The 21,489-nt window shown below is 38.4% G+C and carries 21 protein-coding genes and 2 riboswitches; of the genes, 7 read left to right on the top strand and 14 right to left on the bottom strand.

The window, feature by feature from the left end; genetic code table 11:
- Window positions 1-206 precede the first annotated feature (206 nt).
- The 5 genes from AC0C45_RS24660 to AC0C45_RS24640 form a co-directional block, all read right to left on the bottom strand.
- Window positions 207-1,559, bottom strand: a complete 1,353-nt coding sequence (locus AC0C45_RS24660) for an amino acid permease (RefSeq protein WP_047931900.1) — start codon at window positions 1,557-1,559, stop codon at window positions 207-209.
- Between the two features lie 159 nt (window positions 1,560-1,718).
- Window positions 1,719-1,799, bottom strand: a riboswitch (glycine riboswitch).
- 251 nt (window positions 1,800-2,050) lie between these two features.
- Window positions 2,051-3,436 carry a 23S rRNA (uracil(1939)-C(5))-methyltransferase RlmD gene (gene rlmD, locus AC0C45_RS24655; protein ID WP_047931899.1) on the bottom strand — a complete coding sequence of 462 codons (1,386 nt, stop codon included), beginning with the start codon at window positions 3,434-3,436 and terminating at the stop codon, window positions 2,051-2,053.
- Between the two features lie 162 nt (window positions 3,437-3,598).
- Window positions 3,599-4,408 (bottom strand): delta-lactam-biosynthetic de-N-acetylase, encoded by an 810-nt coding sequence (gene pdaA / locus AC0C45_RS24650; protein ID WP_034654793.1) that lies wholly within the window; start codon window positions 4,406-4,408, stop codon window positions 3,599-3,601.
- 94 nt (window positions 4,409-4,502) lie between these two features.
- Window positions 4,503-6,044 carry a fumarate hydratase gene (locus tag AC0C45_RS24645; protein ID WP_016762857.1) on the bottom strand — a complete coding sequence of 514 codons (1,542 nt, stop codon included), beginning with the start codon at window positions 6,042-6,044 and terminating at the stop codon, window positions 4,503-4,505.
- 163 nt (window positions 6,045-6,207) lie between these two features.
- A complete protein-coding gene (locus AC0C45_RS24640) occupies window positions 6,208-6,393 on the bottom strand; it encodes an SE1561 family protein (protein ID WP_013081532.1) in 186 nt (61 codons plus the stop codon).
- A gap of 203 nt (window positions 6,394-6,596) precedes the next feature.
- On the opposite strand from AC0C45_RS24640, the gene yfkAB reads away from it, so the two are divergent.
- Complete coding sequence (gene yfkAB / locus AC0C45_RS24635) at window positions 6,597-7,715, top strand: radical SAM/CxCxxxxC motif protein YfkAB (protein WP_047931898.1); 1,119 nt, start codon at window positions 6,597-6,599, stop codon at window positions 7,713-7,715.
- Between the two features lie 36 nt (window positions 7,716-7,751).
- On the opposite strand, the gene AC0C45_RS24630 is transcribed toward yfkAB, so the two are convergent.
- Both AC0C45_RS24630 and cax read right to left on the bottom strand, forming a co-directional pair.
- Window positions 7,752-8,552: a YfkD famly protein gene (locus tag AC0C45_RS24630; protein WP_013081530.1), complete on the bottom strand. Its 801-nt coding sequence runs from the start codon at window positions 8,550-8,552 to the stop codon at window positions 7,752-7,754.
- Between the two features lie 178 nt (window positions 8,553-8,730).
- A complete protein-coding gene (gene cax / locus AC0C45_RS24625) occupies window positions 8,731-9,786 on the bottom strand; it encodes a calcium/proton exchanger (protein WP_016762856.1) in 1,056 nt (351 codons plus the stop codon).
- 200 nt (window positions 9,787-9,986) lie between these two features.
- On the opposite strand from cax, the gene AC0C45_RS24620 reads away from it, so the two are divergent.
- Window positions 9,987-10,403 (top strand): pyridoxamine 5'-phosphate oxidase family protein, encoded by a 417-nt coding sequence (locus AC0C45_RS24620; protein ID WP_016762855.1) that lies wholly within the window; start codon window positions 9,987-9,989, stop codon window positions 10,401-10,403.
- Between the two features lie 145 nt (window positions 10,404-10,548).
- On the opposite strand, the gene AC0C45_RS24615 is transcribed toward AC0C45_RS24620, so the two are convergent.
- Both AC0C45_RS24615 and AC0C45_RS24610 read right to left on the bottom strand, forming a co-directional pair.
- A complete protein-coding gene (locus AC0C45_RS24615; protein ID WP_472928932.1) occupies window positions 10,549-10,932 on the bottom strand; it encodes an OsmC family protein in 384 nt (127 codons plus the stop codon).
- 189 nt (window positions 10,933-11,121) lie between these two features.
- Window positions 11,122-11,610 carry a phenolic acid decarboxylase gene (locus AC0C45_RS24610; protein WP_016762853.1) on the bottom strand — a complete coding sequence of 163 codons (489 nt, stop codon included), beginning with the start codon at window positions 11,608-11,610 and terminating at the stop codon, window positions 11,122-11,124.
- A 375-nt stretch (window positions 11,611-11,985) separates the two neighbouring features.
- Here AC0C45_RS24610 and AC0C45_RS24605 point away from each other — a divergent pair, with 375 nt between their 5' ends.
- Window positions 11,986-13,170, top strand: a complete 1,185-nt coding sequence (locus tag AC0C45_RS24605; RefSeq protein WP_472928931.1) for an MFS transporter — start codon at window positions 11,986-11,988, stop codon at window positions 13,168-13,170.
- Between the two features lie 15 nt (window positions 13,171-13,185).
- Here the strand turns inward: AC0C45_RS24605 and AC0C45_RS24600 are convergent, their stop codons facing one another.
- Both AC0C45_RS24600 and AC0C45_RS24595 read right to left on the bottom strand, forming a co-directional pair.
- A complete protein-coding gene (locus AC0C45_RS24600) occupies window positions 13,186-14,109 on the bottom strand; it encodes a cation diffusion facilitator family transporter (protein ID WP_013081524.1) in 924 nt (307 codons plus the stop codon).
- Window positions 14,110-14,124: 15 nt separating this feature from the next.
- Window positions 14,125-14,442: an ArsR/SmtB family transcription factor gene (locus AC0C45_RS24595; RefSeq protein WP_013081523.1), complete on the bottom strand. Its 318-nt coding sequence runs from the start codon at window positions 14,440-14,442 to the stop codon at window positions 14,125-14,127.
- Between the two features lie 208 nt (window positions 14,443-14,650).
- Here AC0C45_RS24595 and AC0C45_RS24590 point away from each other — a divergent pair, with 208 nt between their 5' ends.
- Together AC0C45_RS24590 and AC0C45_RS24585 are read left to right on the top strand one after the other, a co-directional pair.
- On the top strand, window positions 14,651-14,800 hold the full coding sequence (locus AC0C45_RS24590) for a BH0509 family protein (RefSeq protein WP_013055132.1): 150 nt from the start codon (window positions 14,651-14,653) through the stop codon (window positions 14,798-14,800).
- Window positions 14,801-15,024: 224 nt separating this feature from the next.
- On the top strand, window positions 15,025-16,944 hold the full coding sequence (locus tag AC0C45_RS24585) for a heavy metal translocating P-type ATPase (protein WP_095380375.1): 1,920 nt from the start codon (window positions 15,025-15,027) through the stop codon (window positions 16,942-16,944).
- Between the two features lie 229 nt (window positions 16,945-17,173).
- On the opposite strand, the gene AC0C45_RS24580 is transcribed toward AC0C45_RS24585, so the two are convergent.
- The 3 genes from AC0C45_RS24580 to AC0C45_RS24570 are packed head-to-tail and all read right to left on the bottom strand — an operon-like array spanning window position 17,174 to window position 18,879.
- Window positions 17,174-18,013: a YihY/virulence factor BrkB family protein gene (locus AC0C45_RS24580; protein ID WP_016762848.1), complete on the bottom strand. Its 840-nt coding sequence runs from the start codon at window positions 18,011-18,013 to the stop codon at window positions 17,174-17,176.
- A 14-nt stretch (window positions 18,014-18,027) separates the two neighbouring features.
- Window positions 18,028-18,366, bottom strand: a complete 339-nt coding sequence (locus tag AC0C45_RS24575) for a hypothetical protein (RefSeq protein ID WP_047931894.1) — start codon at window positions 18,364-18,366, stop codon at window positions 18,028-18,030.
- A 39-nt stretch (window positions 18,367-18,405) separates the two neighbouring features.
- On the bottom strand, window positions 18,406-18,879 hold the full coding sequence (locus AC0C45_RS24570) for a low molecular weight protein-tyrosine-phosphatase (RefSeq protein ID WP_472928930.1): 474 nt from the start codon (window positions 18,877-18,879) through the stop codon (window positions 18,406-18,408).
- 177 nt (window positions 18,880-19,056) lie between these two features.
- Here AC0C45_RS24570 and AC0C45_RS24565 point away from each other — a divergent pair, with 177 nt between their 5' ends.
- Together AC0C45_RS24565 and ade are read left to right on the top strand one after the other, a co-directional pair.
- The gene (locus AC0C45_RS24565) at window positions 19,057-19,284 is read left to right on the top strand and encodes a DUF1128 domain-containing protein (protein WP_013055127.1); all 228 of its coding nucleotides are present in this window, start codon (window positions 19,057-19,059) and stop codon (window positions 19,282-19,284) included.
- Window positions 19,285-19,466: 182 nt separating this feature from the next.
- Window positions 19,467-19,568, top strand: a riboswitch (purine riboswitch).
- 83 nt (window positions 19,569-19,651) lie between these two features.
- The gene (gene ade, locus AC0C45_RS24560; protein ID WP_237893348.1) at window positions 19,652-21,388 is read left to right on the top strand and encodes an adenine deaminase; all 1,737 of its coding nucleotides are present in this window, start codon (window positions 19,652-19,654) and stop codon (window positions 21,386-21,388) included.
- Window positions 21,389-21,489 lie beyond the last annotated feature (101 nt).

The raw sequence follows: 21,489 nt of genomic DNA, 5'->3' as shown, positions 1-21,489 counted from the left end.
AAAACTACGAGCTTTCTCACTGTGTTTTCTGTTAGAACAAATTTTTAGTTTTCTTCTATAAACTTTGCTTCCTGCATTTTATTCATGCAGTAGAAATCAATTATTTATCCTCCACTAAAAAGACCTCATCACAGAGTGATGAGGTCAGAAATTTACTATATTCTTTTATAAAAAATTATGTTTGTTCCCTACTGATTTTCTAGCCTTTAAAGATTTATTTTCTTTTTCCTTCTAGTCCAGTAAAAAATAAATAAGAGAATAAACCAAACGGGCGTCAACAATAAGGCTGGGCGCGTCGCGTCAGAAAACAGCATAATAACAAGAATCGCCGCAAACAAAGCTAACACAACATAGTTTATAAATGGTGTTAACGGTGCTTTGAATGCTGATGTTGCATGCAGCTGCGGACGCGTCTTTTTATACCTTAGATGGCAAATGAGAATGATACTCCACACCCAAATAAAACAAATAGCGCTAATGGTCGTGACAATGCCGAAAGCTTGGTCTGGTATCAGTTTGCTTAACAAAGCTCCCGCTGAGATAACTAGCGTAGATACAAACAATCCGCTGCTTGGTACGTGGTTTTTGTTCAGTTTTGCAAACTTAGATGGCCCTTGGTCATTTTTACTTAAATTATATAAGATACGGCTTGTTGAAAACATTCCGCTATTACAGGCAGAAGCGGCTGAAGTTAGTACAACAAAATTAATAATTCCAGCAGCAAGCGGAATTCCGACTAAACTAAAGGTTTTAACAAATGGGCTTTCTGCCGCATTTAATTCCATCCACGGGTTAATAAATAAAAGGACGATAAGCGCTCCAACATAGAAAAATAAGATTCGCAGCGGAATTTTATTAATGGCCGATGGAATATTTTTTTGGGGATTTGATGTTTCCGCTGCCGATACCCCTACCAATTCAACCCCGACGTATGCGAATATAACCATTTGGAATGAAAGTAAGAAACCTGAAACCCCATTTGGAAATAGCCCTCCGTGATTCCAAAGGTTTTGAACGGTAACGGATCCCGCGTCTGTTTTAAATCCCATTACCAGCAAAATAACGCCAATAATAATTAATGCAAGAATCGTAATAACCTTTATTAAAGCAAACCAAAACTCTAATTCTCCAAATAATTTTACGGTTAATAAGTTAAGACCTAATAAAATGATTACACAAATAAGTGCGGGAATCCACTGAGGAATATTGAACCAATATTTCACATATACGCCAACTGCAATCACATCAGCCATAGCTGTCATAATCCAGCAAAACCAGTACGTCCATCCCGTTACAAACGACGCCCACGGTCCAAGATACTCTTCAGCAATATCAGTTAACGATTGATAACCTGCTTTAGACAGCAGTAGTTCTCCTAGCGCTCTCATCACAAAGAAAAGAGCAATACCCACAATTAAATAAGCAAAGATGATAGAGGGACCTGCAAGCTGTATTGCTTTACCAGAACCTAAAAATAATCCCGTCCCAATGGTTCCTCCAATCGCGATTAGCTGAACATGACGATTGGATAAATCCCTCTTTAATTCTCGTTGTTCCAACTCTAACTCCTCCTAACAATAAAACCTTTGATACGATCGTGCAGACTACAAAATAAAGCCCAATAAAAAAAGAGATTGGATGCGCTCCAATCTCATGGTCATAAGAATAACAAATATTATGGTACATACTAACAATTAGTAACATGCCAAATAAATATCCGGTACTCTTCTGTCCTTTTGCCTGAGATTGTGAACCCTTCGGCGTCGCGAAACTATCGCGATCTCTCCAGAAGCTGCTCCTGCTATAGTGTGATCCATAGCAATCATAGCTTTCTACGTATTCAATTTTTCAATCAATAGAATGACTGTCGAATAGTTGTTTATTCTAATACCAGTTGGATGCTTTGTCAACAGGAAAAATAATTTTCATTTATTTACCTTCTTTAAAAGAAGACACTACATAAAAATCTTGTTTCTTTACTTGTGACAAAGATCACCCTATTACAAACAAAAAAGAGCAGAATCAAATCTGCCCTTTACTCTTCATCTATTTATTTCTTTAACGTCAAACTTACCACATTCTCCACATGCGCCGTATGAGGGAACATATCCACAGGCTGAATGTAATCCACATAATAAGCCTTCGACAGCTGCTGCACATCTTTCGCTAATGTGGATGGATTACAAGATACGTAAACCACTTTCTGTGGCTTTACTTGTAAAATCGTTTTTAGAAGCTTGTCATCACAACCTGTTCGCGGCGGGTCAACGACGATAACATCTGGCTTCCAGCCTTCTTTTACCCACTGCGGCATCCACTTTTCAGCTGGACCCGTCACATATGTGGCGTGTTCAAATCCATGATCTTTGGCATTTTTTCGCGCATCTACAATCGATTCTTCAATCGTATCCATTCCGCGAATTTCTTTGGCATCTTTAGCAAGCCATAAGCCAATTGTACCTACTCCGCAGTAAGCATCTACAATTTTTTCATTGCCCGTTAGCGCAGCTGCTTTTTTCACCTCGTCATACAGCTTCACTGTTTGAAGAGGATTCAACTGGAAAAATGCACGCGCTGAAAGTTCGAATGAAATATCGCCTAACGTTTCTTGAATCACCGATTTTCCAGATAGCGTAAACGTTTCGTCTCCAAAGATAAGCGATGTTTTTTGACCATTTACGTTTTGTACGAGCGATTTCACTTCCGGTAGACGGCGCTTAATTTCTTTGATCACAAGCTCTTTTTTCGGAATTTCTTGTTTGGCCGTAATCAAGACAACTTGCACTTCACCCGTTTCAAATCCTACTCGAGATACGATGGTACGTACAATACCACGGCGTTTGCGCTCATTGTAGATAGGAATTTGAAGATCTTGTAAAATTCGTTTTATTTCTTTTGTCACGTGATTTGTGGCTCCATGCTGAATCGGACAGTTTTCAATGTCAATCAGTCGATGAGAATTCAGTCCGTACAAACCAGCGATAACTTTTTGTTTATCCACACCTACTTGGAACTGTGATTTATTACGATAGCCCCAAGGATCTTCCATGCCAATTGTTTGGCGTGTTTTTTCCTCTACTTTTTTTAATGAACTGTGACGTTCGAACGCTTGCAGAACAATATCGCGCTTAGATTCTAGCTGACCTTCATAGGATAAGTGCTGAAGCTGACAGCCTCCGCACTGGTCGTAAATAGGACAGGGTGCTTCTACGCGGTGAGGAGATTTTTTGCGAATTCGCTTAATTTTTCCTTCGGCAAACTTTTGCTGAACATTTGTTGCTTCTACAACCACTTCTTCATTCGGCAATGCTCCCGGCACGAAGACGACTTGGCGCTTAAAATATCCTACGCCTTCTCCATTAATACCGAGTCTTTTTATAGTCAACGGAAACGTTTGTCCTTTTTGAACTTTCATTTCAGTTTTTGGTTTATTCATGAGACCAACTCCGATTAGTTTAAATTCTTTATATAGTTATTAACGGTCTTTATCTGCTTAAAACCTATTAGACCGTATTGCTTTAAAAAAGACATCAACGCATATTATAACACTTCAACAGCAAAAAACCGACAGGAGAAACATTCCCATCGGTTTTTATCTTTATTTCGTTTTAGAAGGACTTTTCTTCATTTGTTTGCGTTCGTTCATTAAATCATCAATGCTTTTAAACGTATAGCCCTGCTTTTTTAAATCCACAATGGCTTGATCTAACGCATCTGCGTTATCCTTTGAAACGGTATGCAAAAGCATGATCGCACCTGGATGTATTTGAGCCATCATATTGTCGTATGAGTAGCGCCAGCCTTTTTGTTCATTCACTTTCCAGTCAACAAATGCAAGTGACCAAAATACATTCGTATAGCCCTCTTGCTTTGAAAGAGCTAGCGTTCGTTCACTAAATACCCCTCTAGGTGAGCGAAGGTATTTCATTTCATCACGACCCGTAATATTCTTGTATTCATCTTTTACTTTTTGCAATTCCTCTTTAAAACGTGCGTCATCCACTTGAGTTAAGTCAGGGTGATGCCATGAATGATTCCCGACAATATGCCCTTCTTTTACCATTCGCTTAATAAGCTTAGGCTCTTCTTTTAAATAGTGTCCTGTTACAAAGAATGTGGCAGGAACCTTTCTTTTTTTGAGCACGTCTAATACCTGCGGTGTATAACCATTTTCATAACCATTATCAAACGTTAAGTAAATATTTTTTTTATTTGTATCTCCGAGGTAAAAAGCATCATACTTAGCAAGAATTTGTTCATAAGCTGTACCTGCGGATGCGGGCTTGTGATTTTTACTTTTTTGAAATCCCCAGCTGATCGGAGTGTTTGGATACATTTGTGCTTCAACAGATGCTATGCCTGTTGACATCACGAATAAAAAAACGAGAAAAAAGGTGAACCGGCGCATAAGAAGCTCCTTTCGGAAGTCATTTTACGCTTAGTATCCACTCAATTTTCTCGTTCATGAACGTTACTTTTTACCATACGCTTTGAATGTATGTTTATTTAAATACCGGCTCTTTAAATTGCTCAAGCTTTTCAAATGAAGACTTGTCTACATCTGCATGCAAGCTGTTTCCATGTGAATCCATCGTCACTACAGCTGTAAAGCCTTCTACTTTTAAATGCCACATTGCTTCAGGAATACCAAACTGCATCAAATCAACGCCTTCTACGCTCTTGATACAATCAGCATAGTACTGTGCAGCTCCGCCGATAGCATTTAAGTACACGCCGCCGTGCTCTTGAAGAGCAGCAAGCGTTTTAGGACCCATACCGCCTTTACCGATAACCGCGCGGATACCAAATTTCTTCATAATATCCCCTTGGTAAGGTTCTTCACGGATACTTGTTGTTGGTCCTGCAGCGGTTACGTGCCATTTTTCGTCTTCGTCCTTTAACATAACCGGACCACAGTGATAAATGATTTGTCCATTTAAATCAATTGGTGCATCGTGATCTGTTAAATGTTTATGGATAGCGTCGCGTCCTGTATACATCATACCGTTGATGCGCACCACGTCACCAACTTTTAATTCACGAATTTGCTCTTCTGTAATAGGTGCTTGTAATACAACTTCTTTTGTTTCATCCGCATTTTGCTTCTCTTCGGCGCCTGCATTTTTATTAAAATCTACTTCTTCGCCTTCTTGATACAGCCACTCTTGAACACTTCCTGTATCGGCGTTGATTTTAATACCTAAGCGGCGGTAAGCCCAGCAATTATACGCAACTGACACATAGAAGCTAGCAGGAATACGATTGATTACGCCGACTTTACAGCCAAGTAATGTCGTTTCTCCACCAAAACCCATCGTACCGATTCCTAACTTATTAGCATTTTCCATTACATACTCTTCTAATTCTTTCAGCTGAGCATTTGGATTTTCGTCATCTAAGTTTCGGAACAGCTGCTCTTTTGCTAATTCATAGCCTGTTGTACGGTCGCCACCGATTCCAACACCAATGACGCCGGCGCTACAGCCTTGACCTTGCGCTTGGTATACTGAGTGCATCACACATTTACGAATGCCGTCTAAATCACGGCCAGCTCGACCTAACCCTTCTACTTCACAAGGCAGGCTATACTGAATGTTTTTATTTTCACAGCCGCCGCCTTTTAAAATAAGACGCGCATCAATATAGTCATTTTCCCACTGTTCAAACTTAATAACCGGCGTGCCTCCGCCTAAATTATTACCGCTGTTTTCTCCCGTTAACGAATCTACGGAGTTAGGGCGAAGCTTTCCGTGCTTTGTTGCTTCTTCAATTGCCCAATAAATCGCTTCTTTAATTTGAAGCTGATTCACTCCTACGGGGGTTTTAATTTTAAATGTTGGCATACCTGTATCTTGACAAATTGGCGATAAATTATCATCTGCCATCTTAATATTATTGGTAATGGTCGCTAAAGACATTGCTGCACGCGTTCCTGCATTTTCACGCGCTTTTGCCTTTGCGATAGCACGTCGAACGTCTTTTGGCAATTTTGTAGATGTTTCAACAATTAAATCGTACATGCTTTGTTTTAAAGCTTCAATCATCTCTTAATTCCTCCCATATCCCGCTAATGTATGTATTTATCTATCTGTCGTACAACTTTCAAAATTTATTATACTCCTTCAAAAATTGTTTCGAAAGACCTTTATAGGAGGATTTCCACTTCAAGCAAAAAAGCGCTAGTTTTTCTAGCGCTTTTTTCTTTGTTCATTCTTTATCTTTTTTAAACTGCTCACATTTTGCTTCGAGGTCATCAATCATCGTAATCAAACGGTCAATGTCTTCTAGGTCTGTGTTTTCAGGCTCCATAGAGTCTAATACGTGTACAAACATATTTAAACGATCTTTTAAATAACGTACTTGTGAATCTTTATCTCGAACGGCGTTTCCCATTTTAAACCCTCCTGATATAGCTTTTCATTCGTATTTCCTTATATCCTAACGAATACTTTCATATTTGACAACTAAAAGCAATAAAATCCATAATAGTCACTGGTGTCCGTTTTGAATGAGACGTATAATTTAGTCTAGCAGGACGGACCGTGAGATGTTTTCATCATCATTTCACTTTACGGAAAAATAAAAGGAGTTTTTTTATGGCCACTTTACAACGAATTACCCCGGAGTTCGATCCGTGGGAAGCGTATTTAGATATGAAACAATATGGCAAACCGACGCTTACAAACGTTGAATTCACCACAACGACGCTTTGTAATATGCGATGTGAGCACTGTGCAGTTGGATATACGCTGCAGCCAAAAGACCCAAACGCACTGCCGCTTGATTTAATTTTAAAACGTCTCGATGAAATCCCAACTCTTCGAGCGTTAAGCATTACGGGCGGAGAGCCGATGATGTCTCTATCTTCTGTGAAAAATTATGTGGTGCCTTTATTAAAGTATGCACATGAACGAGGTGTCCGTACACAGATTAATTCAAATTTAACATTAGATCTTGCTCGTTACGAACAAATCATTCCTTATTTAGATGTTTTACATATTTCTCACAACTGGGGAACGATGGACGATTTTGTGGAAGCTGGCTTTGCAATGATGGAGCGAAAGCCTACTTATGAGCAGCGCGCCAAATATTTCGATCGTATGATTGAAAACAGCCGCGCGCTTGTAAAAGCGGGTGTAACCGTATCAGCTGAAACGATGTTAAACAAACGTACGCTTCCTCACATGGAAAAGATTCATCGTCAAATTGTTGATGAAATGCTTTGTCAGCGTCACGAAGTACACCCTATGTATCCAAGTGACTTTGCTAGCACTCTAGAAACATTATCTCTTCCTGAAATGCGCAAAGCTATTCATCACCTTCTTGATATTCGAGATGAAAATGTGTGGATGCTATTCGGTACGTTACCGTTTTATGCATGCAGTAATAATGAGGAAGACTTATCGCTTTTACAGCGCTTGTTTAGCAGTAAAAATGTAACCGTTCGAAACGATCCAGACGGGCGCTCTCGCCTAAATGTAAATATTTTCGACGGAGATATTATCGTAACGGATTTTGGTGATACGCCTCCTCTTGGCAACATTCAAGATACAAAGCTTACAGACGCTTTTGATATGTGGCAGCAAAGCACGATTTCTAAAGAACTTAGCTGTCATTGTTCAGCAGTGTCTTGTTTAGGACCTAATATTTTGGTGAAAAACAGCTATTATCAAGAAACTGATTTTAGCAAACTCCAAGCGAGCATTACAAAATAACAAAAAAGAGATTCCCACGATGGAATCTCTTTTTTGTTATCTCGGCTGGTCATAAGCTCCAAAGCTTAAGGAAACATAATCTTGTACTGGAATCCATGCTCCAATTCCTTGAGATGTTACATTTCTCACCACAATTGAGCGCTTGCTGCCTTTTACTGTAACATACACTTCTCCATATGTTACTTTCCCCTTTTCACTTACAGCAGGCGTATACGCATACAGATAACCTACTTTTTTAGGAGCTACGTTATAGACCTGGTCTTTTTTCGTTCCGGCACCTACAAACGTTTGAAATGATAAAGTGAGCTTTGTTTTTTTAGCTGCTTCAATTAGCATCATTTGTTTAACATGATCAGGCTGAGGCACTTTTGCTGTTAATCCGCCTTTTACATGACTTTGATTTTCCTGACTGTACATCATTTTGTACTGAGTTTTTCCTGCTCTGTTATCATAATGATTTGTATTGATTCGCTGGTGTTGCCAGTTAACGTTTGTTTCTGTTGATTCGTAATTTAATGGCCACTGTCCTAAAAAGACGGTTGCTCTAAAACCAATTGCCCATGGAGTTTTAGAAATGTTTGATTCATTTAATATACGAATTAAATCAGGGTTTTCAATTTTTACATTTGATGTTTCAATGAGCTCTTTTGTAAACTCACTTGGCTGCAAATATGGCGTATCTTGACTAGCATTTGGATACGTATTTTCTTTTGAAATATTTAAAGCTGAAGAAGGCACGTTGATGGTCGGCTGAGCTGTTTTCGCAATGGCGATCTTCGTTGAACATGAAAATGAAATAATGATGGTAAACACAAATAAAAGCAATTTACGTAACATCTAGAAACTCCTTTCAACATCGTTAATGAATGCAACCATAGTTTTTTCAAACATCTCCTGTTTTATCCTGAATACCAAAAGGGAAATTCTTCTATTCACTTACACAAAAAGAATCCGAACGATTAATCGTTCGGATTCTTCCTTCAACTAAAACATGTTTGTCTCAGCCTCTTCTTTTTTAAATAAGATAAAAACCAATTCCCATAATAATATAAGCACCTAAAAGAGTTGCACCTTCGAACCAGTTTGTATCTCCGTCATTAGAAATAGCAATAGTTAAAAATACGGCCGTTACCATCGCAATCAACTCAGGCCAAGTAAAGACAAGAGACATTTGGTTTTCGAACATCAGCGAAACTAATACTAATATTGGTGCTACAAACATCGCTACTTGTAAAGTGGATCCCACAGCAATTTCAACAGCTACACCCATGCGGTTTTTAACGGCCATAATAATAGCCGAAGCGTGTTCTGCTGCGTTTCCAACAATCGCTACGATGATGACCCCGATGAACAGCTCACTCCACCCAAAACTTTCCGATACAATTTCGATTGTACTAACCAAGCTTTCGGATACGTAAGCTACAGCTAACGTAGACAAAAAGAGAACAGTAATCGCTTTCCACATTGACCATTCTGGCTCCTCATGTTCTTCCACTTCTTCACTTTTATGCTGATACACCCCTCGGTGCGTTACCAGCTTAAAAAATAACGCCGCTAAGTACAAGATGATGAGAATAATGGAGATTCCGACACTCAGGGACATGGTCTTCGCTTCGTCCATTTCGCTAGCAAACACTTCAGGAATAACAAACGCAACGATAACGGCAAAGATCAATAATCCAGAATTATGTCTTGCATCATAGACATTAAACTCTTGACGCTTAAATTTTAATCCTCCAATGAAGAATGAAAGACCGCCTACAAGAAGAAGATTTCCTAATACAGAACCCGTTAACGATGCAAGCACCACCGCTGTAAGGCCTTCTTTTAGAGCAAAAATAGAAATAATTAATTCTACAGCGTTACCAAACGTAGCGTTTAATAGACCGCCTATTCGAGGACCAGCTACAACAGCTAAGCTCTCTGTTGCTCTCCCCATAAAAGCTGCGAGGGCAATGATTGTTAAACAGTAAATAATAAACATAAGAACATCTGACCAGTGCATCATGTGCCCAATAACAGATAGCGGCACCCCAAGAATAACCGCTATAAGAAAAATCCGATTGATCATCGATATGTACACCCACCTTATTCATTTTTTGACAACAAAATCAATCATATCAAATTAATGGAATTTGTATAGACTCACCGTCAATGTTAGTATTTTTAACCTATTTTTATAAATGATAAACCCTTAATTGATTTTTGTTTAAGATAGTTAAAAATCAGCCAAACTACCAAGGGTGAAAAGATATAATAAGGAGTGAAAAAATGAGCAATAATGATGTGAAAAATCAAATTTTATCCGTACTGGATGACTATACAATTGGAACATTAGCTACAATTCAAGATGGAAATCCTTATTCACGCTTTATGATGTTTTTTCATGAAGATCTTGTGCTCTACACCGCCACCAATAAAGATACCCATAAAGTCGAAGAACTAGAAAAAAACCCTTATGTTCATATTTTGTTAGGCTATGATGGGCAAGGTTGGAGTGATCCGTATGTAGAGGTAGAAGCCAAAGTAAATGTAGAAACAAACGAAGAGTTAAAAAAGAAATTTTGGAATGAAAAGTTAAAAGAGTGGATTAAAAGTCCAGATGACCCAAATTATTTGCTTCTTCAGCTGACTCCTGAACGCATGCGCTATTTTGATAAAGCCGGCAGCAAACCGAAGGAAATATGAGATTGAGGCGTAGCTAAGTCCATTCATCTAAAGACGAACAAATGGGTGCAAAGCGCTGCACCGCTTGTAATAACACCATAAAAAATCCGAACGAGTTTGATTCATCGTTCGGATCTTCTTCAGCTAAAATACTTTTGTCCCAACCTCATTTAATTTCGAAGGTTTCTGTCACTTCAATACTGTCAATAACCGACTGTAGCATCGAACAATTTTTTCGTGCTAGCTCAATTGATTTTTCAATTTTGTCTAATGGAACCTCTTCTCCTGTAATGATATAGTGCAAATGAATTTTTTCGATTCGCCCCGCTTTTTCATCATTCCGCGTCACACCAGCTTGGATGCGTAAATCAGAAAAAGCAATTCTTTTTTTCTCTAGAATCTTTCTTAACACGCCTCCGCTGCAAACAGCAATGGACGATACCATTAGCTGATACGGACGAAAGCCATACTCTTCATCTCCGGCGATATGTAGCTCTCCATAAGGAAGATTTGTTGTAAATCCCGCCTCTTTTTTCATGTTAAATTCCATTTCCTTCACTCCTTTACTTCATTATAAACCGCTTTTTATATAACCAACTATTCTCAATACGGATACTTGTTACACCGTCACCATAAAAAGATCCGAACGAATTTGATTCTCCATCAAGAATCTCGATTCATCGTTCGGATCTTCCTTCAGCTATAATACTTTTGTCTCAGTCTTTTTTATGACTCTGTGTTAAATTAATTTTCCGGCGCGAATATCATTTGTCATTCCTTCGTAAGGCGCTTGAGCGATAACTTCCTCATTGTTCGCTCCGACATTTTTGATAAATGTAATGTCAGCAAATTCGGGTACAACGTATTTAGGATATGTTTCGTATTTTTCACGGGATTCATGCATTAAATCAAGATGGTCATTTTGATAGCACACGGTAATTTCAGGATGTTCATGTACCCATTTTGGGAAGAAAATAATGCCGTGCATCCGTTTTTCATCAGGCATAAAGTTCAAAGATACATCTGTTCCAGTCGGTTCAGTCCACGATACTTTATATACACCTTCTGTTAATTTCACAACATCTACTTTCTGGTCGCGAACCCATCGTCCTGCCACCATTCCGCTATGAATACGGTAATCGATTGTATTTTCGTTTTTGATATAAATTTCATATTCCCATCCGTTTTCGTATGTGTAAATCATATGATTTCCAATAAATTTTTCCATTTTTATATCGCTCCTTTGATTTATAACACTTCGTATATGTCTGACACAACGCGATCTAAGTGTCTCACAGCAATGCCTAGAAAAACGCAGTTGTGTAAGCGTTTATATTTTGCACTTCCTGTATGACCAATGACACTTGTTGTACCGACATTGATTGTGAATGTCGCTATTTTCCTAAGCACTGTTTGTATTCTAGCGATCACCTTTTACTTGTAAATAAAAACATGTAACTATTTACATGTTTTATTCTACTTTCCTTATAAAAAGATGTCAAATTAACAGCACAGCACGTCTACATCCTTGTCAATAAAGCGTTTTCCTTGTACGATTAAACAGTTGGATTGACAAAATATAGATAAAAAGAGGTTGAATGCTATGAGTGCTACTCATAAACAACGTTTCTGGATTTTAGTTAGCCTTGTCGCCATTTCTGGATTCAGCCAAGGTATGCTGCTTCCTTTAATTGCTATTATTTTTGAGAAAGATGGTCTTTCTTCTACTATAAACGGATTAAACGCAACTGGATTGTATCTAGGTATTTTATTTATTTCTCCTTTCATGGAAGGGCCGCTTCGCAGATACGGATATAAACCAATTATCGCAGCAGGGGGACTTTTAGTTATTGTATCTTTAGCTTTGTTTCCCCTGTGGAAATCTGTTGTTTTTTGGTTTGTGCTCCGTTTATTTATTGGAATAGGAGATCACGCGCTGCACTTTGGTACTCAAACGTGGATTACATCGTCTTCACCTGCTGATAAACGAGGTCGAAACATTTCATTGTACGGGCTTTTTTTCGGTATTGGTTTTGCTGTTGGCCCTTTAATGACGCCGTTAATTAAAATTAATCAAGCGCTTCCTTTTATGATTTCTTCAGCTCTTTGCCTCATAACATGGGTGTTTTTATTTTTGATAAAAAATGAATTTCCCCTACAGGAAGTGGAGGTTAATTCATTAAAAGAAACGGCTAAGCGATTTTCTAAGGCGGCTAAGTATGCTTGGATTGCTTTTTTGCCTCCTTTTGGATATGGATTTTTAGAATCATCACTGAACGGAAGCTTTCCTGTATATGGCTTACGAATTGGTTTGCAAGTAGAGTTTATTTCACTGCTGCTGACTTCCTTTGCAGTTGGAGCTATTGTATTTCAGCTTCCTCTCGGAATACTGAGCGATAAATTTGGACGGAAATTAGTATTAGGATGGATTTTATCCATTGGAGCCGTTACGTTTTTTACAGCAAGCCTCTTGGAAGAGACCGCTATTCCATTAGTAGCTTGTTTATTTATAGCTGGCATGGTTGTAGGCTCGACGTTTAGTTTAGGAATCAGCTATATGACGGATTTGATTCCTGCTCGTCTACTGCCTACAGGTAATTTACTATGCGGCATTGCTTTTAGTATCGGAAGCCTTGCCGGCCCTTACATAGGCGGTACTTTTATTCAGTTCTTTCACCATATCAGCTTTTTTAATATTATTAGCGGGATGTTTGGCTTTATTTTTATTATTCTTTTTGTATTCGGACAAAAGATGCCTATGCAACAAAAAACGAGCGAGAACCTATAGGTTCTCGCTCGTTCTTTAAACTTTTAGCGTTCGATGCTGAAGAGCTGATTTTTCAATTTGTATCGTGGTATGCTCAATGCCGCAGTGATCATGTACTAAATCGATGGCTTTTTGCAAAATTTGCTGACAATCTTTTTCATCTTCTACGCGCATATGACAGCTCAATGAGTCCAGTCCTGAAGTAATCGTCCAAATGTGTAAATCATGCACATCTTTGACTCCTTCAATGTTTTTAAGAAGGTTTTTTATTTCACTGTGATCTACCCCTTCAGGAGAGCCTTCCATCAAAATATGAACGCTATGAGCAAGCACGCCCCAAGCGCTTTTTAAAATTAATACAGACACAACTACAGAAATAATAGGATCAGCAATATACCATCCAAACATCATCATAAGAAGTCCTGCTACAATAGCTCCAATAGATCCTAAAGCATCTCCCAATACGTGTAAGTAAGCGCTGCGTAAATTTACATTTCCTTTTACATCGCCTTGTCTCATAAGTGACCATGCGCTGATTAAATTAGCGAGTAAACCAACAGTAGCAATCAGCATCATGCTGCCGCTTGCTACAGACTGCGGCTCTAATACGCGCTGATAGGCTTCATAGATGATAAATCCTGCTATTACAAACAGTGCCACTCCGTTAAAAAGAGCCGCTAATATTTCAAAACGATAGTAACCGTACGTTTTTTTAGCCGATGCAGCTCGGTTAGCAAACCATATCGCTACAAGGCTAAGAGCAAGTGAGCTTGTATCAGAAAGCATGTGTCCGCTATCGGATAATAACGCTAAACTATTTGTAAAAAGCCCTCCAACAAACTCAAGAACCATAATACCCGCGGTGATAATGAGTGCAATTAACAGACCTTTTTTGTTGCCTTCACGCTGTGTATCAAAATGGTGATGGTGACCATGATGGTGGTGATGATCATGACTCATGCAAAGCCCCTCCTTTTATTCATTATGTGCGCATTCTACGTGCTGAATTACTTGATGCAATATTCCAACCACGTGTTCATCATCGTACGTATAGAAATACGTATTGCCTTCACGGCGATATTTTACTAAACGTAAATGACGCAAGTGAGTTAACTGATGTGAAATAGCTGATTGTGAAACACCAAGCACTTCAACCATATGACCGACTGAACACTCTTCTTGAAATAGCAAATAAAGAATTTTCATTCTCGTAGGATCTGAAATAGCTTTTAGTATTCTTGACGCTTCTTCTACTGTTTGAGGCGATAAAAACGAATGTTCATCTTTTTTCATACCATCTCTCCGTTCATTATATGCAAGTATATGAGCATATGTTCATATATAAATTATAAAACACCTTTTTCTATATAGTCAATTATTTACGTCTTTCTAAATTTTTTTGCCTATTTTTAAAAAAAATCCACACAAAATACTTTTTCTGTTATATAATACAATTAAATATAATAAACTGTATTAAAACAGATGGAGAGGAGAATAATAAATGAGCAGACAAGAACGCAAAAACATGATTACATTTATTGAAACAATGAAGGGGATTGACCGTGAAACCTTAATGTACATGACGGATGCCGATATCGAGCACATTTACACTTCCGCTTATAAATATTATGAAGAGCATTTAGATATGTAGTACGTTTTTTACAGAATGCAGACGTCCAGCTGCATTCTGTTTTTATTTTTTAGGCGTTAGTCGTTACCTCCTTGCTTGTTCCGTGCTATACTATACTAAATATCCCAATTTAAAAGAGAAGAACTGAAAAAATGTGCTGCTATCGCTGAGATGGCAGCTTTCGTGTTTTTTTAGGGGTAATGATTGTGATTATTCTTCTCAATTATCGTTCAAGGAGGATTTGTATGGAAAATGCGTTACCTAAAAAACAAGAACAAACGCCTCAAACATCTTCTGCTGTCAACGTATTAAAAACACATGGTGAACTCATTGCTGCACTGTTGAGCGGAGTGCTGATTTTAGCCGGCTGGCTGCTGTCAAAACAGCAGGATACTGTTGTATCTATTACGCTCTTTGTATTAGCTTACGTGATAGGCGGATTTGCTAAAGCAAAAGAAGGCATTGAAGAAACGATTGAAAATAAAGAATTGAATGTCGAAATGTTAATGATTATTGCAGCCATTGGAGCGGCTGTAATTGGCTACTGGACAGAAGGTGCTATGCTTATTTTCATTTTTGCATTAAGCGGTGCATTAGAAACGTACACCATGAATAAAAGCAACCGAGAAATTAGCGCCTTGATGAATTTACAGCCGCAAGAAGCAACGCGTCTGATTGGAGATCAAGAAGAAATTGTATCCATTTCGGATTTACAAATCGGTGACTTGCTGTTAGTTAAGCCGGGTGAACGAGTGCCATCCGATGGTATTGTTGTCTCAGGTCAAACAACGATTGATCAGGCTGCTATTACAGGGGAATCTGTTCCTGTACTAAAACAGCTCGATGATGAAGTATTCGCGGGCACGGTGAATGTGAAAGGCGCCATTACCATTAAAATGACAAAGCCAAGTGCTGAGACGCTGTTTCAAAAGATCATTCAACTTGTTCAAACGGCTCAAAGTGAAAAGTCGCCTTCTCAATTGTTTATTGAACGATTTGAAGGCACATACGTAAAAATTGTTCTATCGGTTGTGGCAGTTATGCTATTTCTCCCACACTATGTGCTTGGATGGAGCTGGACCGAGACATTTTACCGTGCAATGATTCTCTTAGTTGTAGCGTCTCCTTGCGCTCTGGTTGCATCTATCACCCCTGCTTCGCTATCTGCTATTTCAAACGGAGCAAAAAAAGGAATTTTGTTCAAAGGCGGCGTGCATTTGGAAAGGTTAAGCCATTTAAGCGCAATTGCTTTTGATAAAACAGGAACGTTAACAAAAGGAAAGCCAGAAGTAACAAATGTCATTGTCCGTTCTGATATAAACGAACAGGAATTTCTTGTTAAAATCGCATCAATTGAACGTCAGTCCAATCATCCGCTTGCTCAATCTATTGTTGACTTTGTGAAAAATAAGCAGGAATTGACGCTTGTTCAGCCAGATTCGCTTGAAGACGTTCCCGGATACGGTGTCATTGGGTCTCTTCAAGGAGATACGTGGAAAATAGGAAAAGCAGATTTTGTAGGTAAAGAAGATGCAGCTGAATTTGAAAATGGGATTTCATCTACGCTTGCCAGTGAAGGAAAAACGATTGTGTACGCAAAAGACCAGCATGGTATTGTGGGATTGCTTGCGCTAAAAGACGTTGTACGAACAGAAGCTGTAGACGCTGTTAAATCTCTTAAAGAGCAGGGCATTCATACCGTCATGATTACAGGAGACAGCGAAAAAACAGCCGAAGCTATTTCAAAAGAGTGTGCAGTCGATGAATACATTGCAGAATGTTTGCCTGAAGCGAAAGTAGATAAAATTAAAGCGTTAAAAGAAAAATTCCCTACCGTTTCAATGGTGGGAGATGGCATTAACGATGCCCCTGCTCTTGCTACTGCTAACGTTGGAGTAGCCATGGGAGAAGGAACGGATGTGGCACTTGAAACAGCCGATATCGTTTTAATGAAAAATGATCTATCAAAAATTTCGGATGCAGTAGCTCTTTCCAGACGAATGAACTCAATTGTGAAACAAAACGTTATTTTTTCTATTGCCGTCATCTTTTTATTAATTTGTTCGAATTTTTTCCAAGTGCTTGATATGCCATTTGGTGTTATAGGTCACGAAGGAAGCACCATTTTAGTTATCTTAAACGGCCTTCGCTTGCTAAAATCTTAACGCAAAAAAGCCTAACGTATTTGTTAGGCTTTTTATTATGGAAATCAATGCCTTAATGGTAACCGTTTTGTCCATTTTGGCTGTTGCTTGTTTTATGCTTTGGCTGGCTCTTTTTATTTTGCTTTGTATTGCTTCCGTCTTTTTTTGTATGCTTTGTCATGATGTAAAACCTCCCTTTCACTTTGTTAGTATGCTCATATCTTGCGAATGATTTCATCCCAATTTATGACTATGAAGATTTGACTCGACGGTCGTAGAAAATAGCGTTAATTTCTCCTCCAATAACGATAATCATCCCCGATAGGTACAGCCAAATAAGCAGGATAATAATTCCGCCCAAGCTTCCATATGTAGCTGTATAGTTATTGAAATGATTTACGTAATATGCAAACAGCATCGATACCACTGTCCATCCGATCGTAGCAAAAGCCGCTCCTTTTACAACATTTCGAATCAGCAGTTTTTTATTAGGAGCAAAGTAATATAACCCCGTAAAAACAGTAAATAAAATGAGGCCGCTGATAATCCAGCGGGAAGCAGACCATAAAGCGAGAAAAGTTTCTGAAAACCCAAACGTAGACGATAAATAAAGGCCTATCATATGACCGAAAACAGGAAGTAAAAGCGCTACAATAATAACAAATATCATCGCAAAAGTAAGGAGAACTGCCATACCTCTCGCCACTAAAAAAGGCCGATTTTCTTGTACGTGATATGCTCGGTTAAATGCTCTTACGATCGCATTAATTCCATTTGAAGCAGACCACATCGTGGCAATGATACCAAAGGATAATAGCTTTTCATTATGAGAACCAATGATATGGGAAACGTTGCTTTCAATCATGTGCAGCGTTTGCTGTGGCGCTACATTTTCGACCAGGTCAAGCAGGTCTGTTGATTCTAATGGCAAAAATCCAATCAGCGTAATTAAGAAAATTAAAAAAGGAAATAGCGAGAGCAGCAGATAATAAGCCAATTCAGCTGATAAACTGGGCAGCTCATCTCGATGAATGCGGCCCATCAGTTCTTTGCCAAACCTTACGATGTTATTTATGTACATTCCAGCCATATGTGCCTCCTTATTTATTTTTGTTCATCACCATACTTCTCCACAAATGCTTCTTTTGTATCGTTTACAATTTCCATCACCTGAGGTGTTGTTTCTTTTAACTTTTCTACTTTTCCTGCTACAAATGATACATCTTCAGAAACTTGCTCGATGGTCGTACGGATGGTTTCATATTTCTCTTTGACAGTATCCGTTACAAGTTCAGGGTGCTGAATAAGAGTTGTTGTTTTGTCTTTCAGTTTTTTACTTCCTTGAATGACGGATCTTCTTGTTTCTTTATCAAATAAAGAAACAGCTCCTCCTATAATTGCTCCAATGACAATACCTTCTACTAGCTTATTTCGTTTACCCATTTGTCGTTTCTCCTCCGTTTTTTATTTTTTAAGTATCGCTTATTCCGAAAAATGCTTCTCTATAATTTCTTCTAAAAGAGCCTTGCATCCTTCTTGAACTAAGTCATATACTTCGTCAAAATTTCTCGTGAAATAAGGATCAGGCACATCTTCAATATGTAAATCGGGCACAAAATCCAAAAGCCTTGCAATATAACCTGTTTTAGTATGTCCAGCCATCCTTCTCAGGTTTCCTACATTTTCGACATCCATTCCAATAATATAATGGAATTTAGCTACATCCTCTTGAATCACTTGTCTTGCTGTTTGCCCTTTAAAATTAATGTTGTTTTTCGTTAAAATAGATTGCGTTCCTTCATGAGGAGGATTGCCTTTGTGCCAGCCTCCTGTGCCTGCAGAATCTACGTAAATTTGTCCTTCTAGCCCTTTTTTCTTCACCATATCTTTAAAGACCGCTTCTGCCATGGGTGAACGACAAATATTTCCCAAACAAACGAATAATACGTTAATCATAGTCTCGACTCCTTTCCCTTATTACAAACATTATATACAATCATTTTTAAACTAAAAAATAGTTTTCTTTTATTTATATCGTTTTCACTCTTCTGTGGATAAGAACCTGACATAAAAGTGTTCACACGATAAAAACATGTTACAATAAAAAAAAACGCAACTGGAAGGATGAACAAAGTGGATTTATCAGTAAAATCTCCAGAGAATATTAAACATATGGTCGATAGCATTAGTGAAAAACTGCGCATGCTAAATATCGGAGCAATTAAAGCTGAAGCTTTTGACGAAGAAATGTATGAAGACTTAAAGTACTTATACGATATGGTAATGAGAAAAGATTCTTTTAGCCCAAGTGAAATGCAAGCGATCGCGGAAGAATTAGGTACACTGCGTAAACAAGCTTAATGACAACTCCGTCAATGACTAATAGCCATTGACGGTTTTTTCTACATTTTTTTCTATACATGAATGCTGCGCCTTTTAGCGAGCAAATAAGAGTTAAATCGTTTACATACACATAGATGAAATATTCCCAAAAATCTTTCTTTTTTATTAGGAATTGACGTTTTTATTATTTGTCTATAGAATGTACCGAAATACCTAAAGCTCGTATAGTCTTGGAAATAGGGTCCAAGAGTTTCTACCGAACTACCGTAAATAGTTGGACTACGAGGGTTGAACATCATTCATACTGCATTTTTATTCTTCTTTATGTTCTCCCTTACATAGTCCTTCATTGTTATTCAGTTATACAATGAGAGGAGTCACATTCATGTCAAATACAAAAACAACCTTAAAAAAACAGCTTGCTGTTGCCAATAAAAAAATACCTGCAGATCTTGTAGTGAAAAACGGGAAAATTATCGATGTCTTTACGCTTTCCATCATTGAAGCCGATATTGCGATTGCTGATGGAGTGATTGTTGGAATAGGTCAATACGATGGGAATAACGTCGTGGATGCAAAAGGAAAATACATTTCTCCTACATTCATTGATGGACACGTTCACATTGAATCATCAATGGTTACACCTAAAGAGTTCTCAAAACTTCTTGTACCTAGAGGCGTGACAACTGTCGTAACGGACCCTCATGAAATTGCGAATGTGTCAGGGAAATCTGGCATTGAGTTTATGCTTCAAAACTCGGATTCCATTCCTTTAGACGTATTTGTGAACTTACCTTCAAGCGTGCCAGCAACTCCTTTTGAAAGCTCTGGAGCCGTCTTAAAAGCAACTGACTTAGCGCCATTTTTCTCTCACCCTCGCGTGCTTGGATTAGCAGAAGTGATGGATTTCCCTGCTGTGCGAGATGGCGATGACGATATGCTCGATAAATTACAAGCAGCTAACGATGCAAACGGCGTAATTGATGGGCACGGTTCGGGGCTAGATGCTACGGGCGTTAATATTTATCGTACCGCTGACATTTCAACAGATCATGAATGCGTAACAGCAGAAGAAGCAATTGAGCGTATTCAGCGCGGGATGTATGTTCTGATCCGCCAAGGTTCTGTCGCTAAAGATTTGAAACAACTATTACCTGCTGTAAATGAACGCAACGCGCGCAGATTTTTATTCTGTACCGATGACAAACACCTAGATGATTTATTAACGGAAGGTTCTATTGATTACAATGTTCGTTTTGCTATTGAACTCGGGCTGGATCCGTTAATTGCGATTCAAATGGCTTCGTTAAATGCCGCTGAATGCTACGGGTTAAAAGATAGAGGTGCGGTTGCTCCTGGTTACAAAGCGGATTTTATTCTATTAGACGACTTAACCGATATATCTGCAGCACATGTCTATCAAAACGGAGAGCTTATTGCTGAAAATGGAGAGATGCTTTCTGTTCAAGAAGAACAAATTGATCTTCCAACAGAACTAATGAATTCTGTTCATCTCAAAAATTTTTCCATTAAAAACCTTACGATACCACTTCAGCACAATCACGCTAATATTATTGAAATTAATCCAAACAGCCTGATTACAAATCATATTGTAGAAGAAGTTCAAGTGAAGCAAAACGAATTTCAGTCTTCTGTAGAAAACGATCAGCTGAAAATGGCTGTTGTTGAGCGTCATCATCTAACAGGGAATATTGGTCTTGGGATTGTAAAAGGTTTTCAGTTAAAAGACGGAGCGATTGCTACCACGATTGCTCATGATTCACATAATATCGTAGCCGTAGGAACAAATGATGAAGATTTAGCAAAAGCAATTGCGGCAATTGAAGAAATCGGCGGAGGTATTGTTATTGTAAAAGGCAATGAAGTGATTGGCTCCCTCCCTCTTTCCATTGGAGGATTAATGTCACCTCACCCTTACAATGAAGTAAACAGCTTACTTAAGCAGCTTCACGGGGCTCTTCATGAGCTTGATATTTCACAGAAATTCAACCCGCTGCTGACATTATCTTTCTTAAGCTTGCCTGTTATCCCATGTCTAAAATTAACCGATAAAGGATTATTTAACATAAAAGAATTTAAGCATATCACCGTTCAAGCATAAAATAAAAAGGACTCTTTCGAGTCCTTTTTATTTATATCCTTTAGACGGCGCAGTTCGAGTTTTACGATTTTTATAATGACGATATCCTTCTTTTAAAAGGA

The sequence above is a fragment of the Priestia sp. VA7 genome (assembly GCF_055710015.1).
This window is presented reverse-complemented; position numbering and strand designations above follow the sequence as displayed.

What these genes read in the sequence shown, in the direction of transcription:
- rlmD (WP_047931899.1), bottom strand. Translation starts at nt 3,436, where the DNA reads ATGAATAAACCAAAAACTGAAATGAAAGTTCAAAAAGGACAAACGTTT.
- pdaA (WP_034654793.1), bottom strand. Translation starts at nt 4,408, where the DNA reads ATGCGCCGGTTCACCTTTTTTCTCGTTTTTTTATTCGTGATGTCAACA.
- AC0C45_RS24645 (WP_016762857.1), bottom strand. Translation starts at nt 6,044, where the DNA reads ATGATTGAAGCTTTAAAACAAAGCATGTACGATTTAATTGTTGAAACA.
- AC0C45_RS24640 (WP_013081532.1), bottom strand. Translation starts at nt 6,393, where the DNA reads ATGGGAAACGCCGTTCGAGATAAAGATTCACAAGTACGTTATTTAAAA.
- yfkAB (WP_047931898.1), top strand. Translation starts at nt 6,597, where the DNA reads ATGGCCACTTTACAACGAATTACCCCGGAGTTCGATCCGTGGGAAGCG.
- AC0C45_RS24630 (WP_013081530.1), bottom strand. Translation starts at nt 8,552, where the DNA reads ATGTTACGTAAATTGCTTTTATTTGTGTTTACCATCATTATTTCATTT.
- cax (WP_016762856.1), bottom strand. Translation starts at nt 9,786, where the DNA reads ATGATCAATCGGATTTTTCTTATAGCGGTTATTCTTGGGGTGCCGCTA.
- AC0C45_RS24620 (WP_016762855.1), top strand. Translation starts at nt 9,987, where the DNA reads ATGAGCAATAATGATGTGAAAAATCAAATTTTATCCGTACTGGATGAC.
- AC0C45_RS24615 (WP_472928932.1), bottom strand. Translation starts at nt 10,932, where the DNA reads ATGGAATTTAACATGAAAAAAGAGGCGGGATTTACAACAAATCTTCCT.
- AC0C45_RS24610 (WP_016762853.1), bottom strand. Translation starts at nt 11,610, where the DNA reads ATGGAAAAATTTATTGGAAATCATATGATTTACACATACGAAAACGGA.
- AC0C45_RS24605 (WP_472928931.1), top strand. Translation starts at nt 11,986, where the DNA reads ATGAGTGCTACTCATAAACAACGTTTCTGGATTTTAGTTAGCCTTGTC.
- AC0C45_RS24600 (WP_013081524.1), bottom strand. Translation starts at nt 14,109, where the DNA reads ATGAGTCATGATCATCACCACCATCATGGTCACCATCACCATTTTGAT.
- AC0C45_RS24595 (WP_013081523.1), bottom strand. Translation starts at nt 14,442, where the DNA reads ATGAAAAAAGATGAACATTCGTTTTTATCGCCTCAAACAGTAGAAGAA.
- AC0C45_RS24590 (WP_013055132.1), top strand. Translation starts at nt 14,651, where the DNA reads ATGAGCAGACAAGAACGCAAAAACATGATTACATTTATTGAAACAATG.
- AC0C45_RS24585 (WP_095380375.1), top strand. Translation starts at nt 15,025, where the DNA reads ATGGAAAATGCGTTACCTAAAAAACAAGAACAAACGCCTCAAACATCT.
- AC0C45_RS24580 (WP_016762848.1), bottom strand. Translation starts at nt 18,013, where the DNA reads ATGGCTGGAATGTACATAAATAACATCGTAAGGTTTGGCAAAGAACTG.
- AC0C45_RS24575 (WP_047931894.1), bottom strand. Translation starts at nt 18,366, where the DNA reads ATGGGTAAACGAAATAAGCTAGTAGAAGGTATTGTCATTGGAGCAATT.
- AC0C45_RS24570 (WP_472928930.1), bottom strand. Translation starts at nt 18,879, where the DNA reads ATGATTAACGTATTATTCGTTTGTTTGGGAAATATTTGTCGTTCACCC.
- ade (WP_237893348.1), top strand. Translation starts at nt 19,652, where the DNA reads ATGTCAAATACAAAAACAACCTTAAAAAAACAGCTTGCTGTTGCCAAT.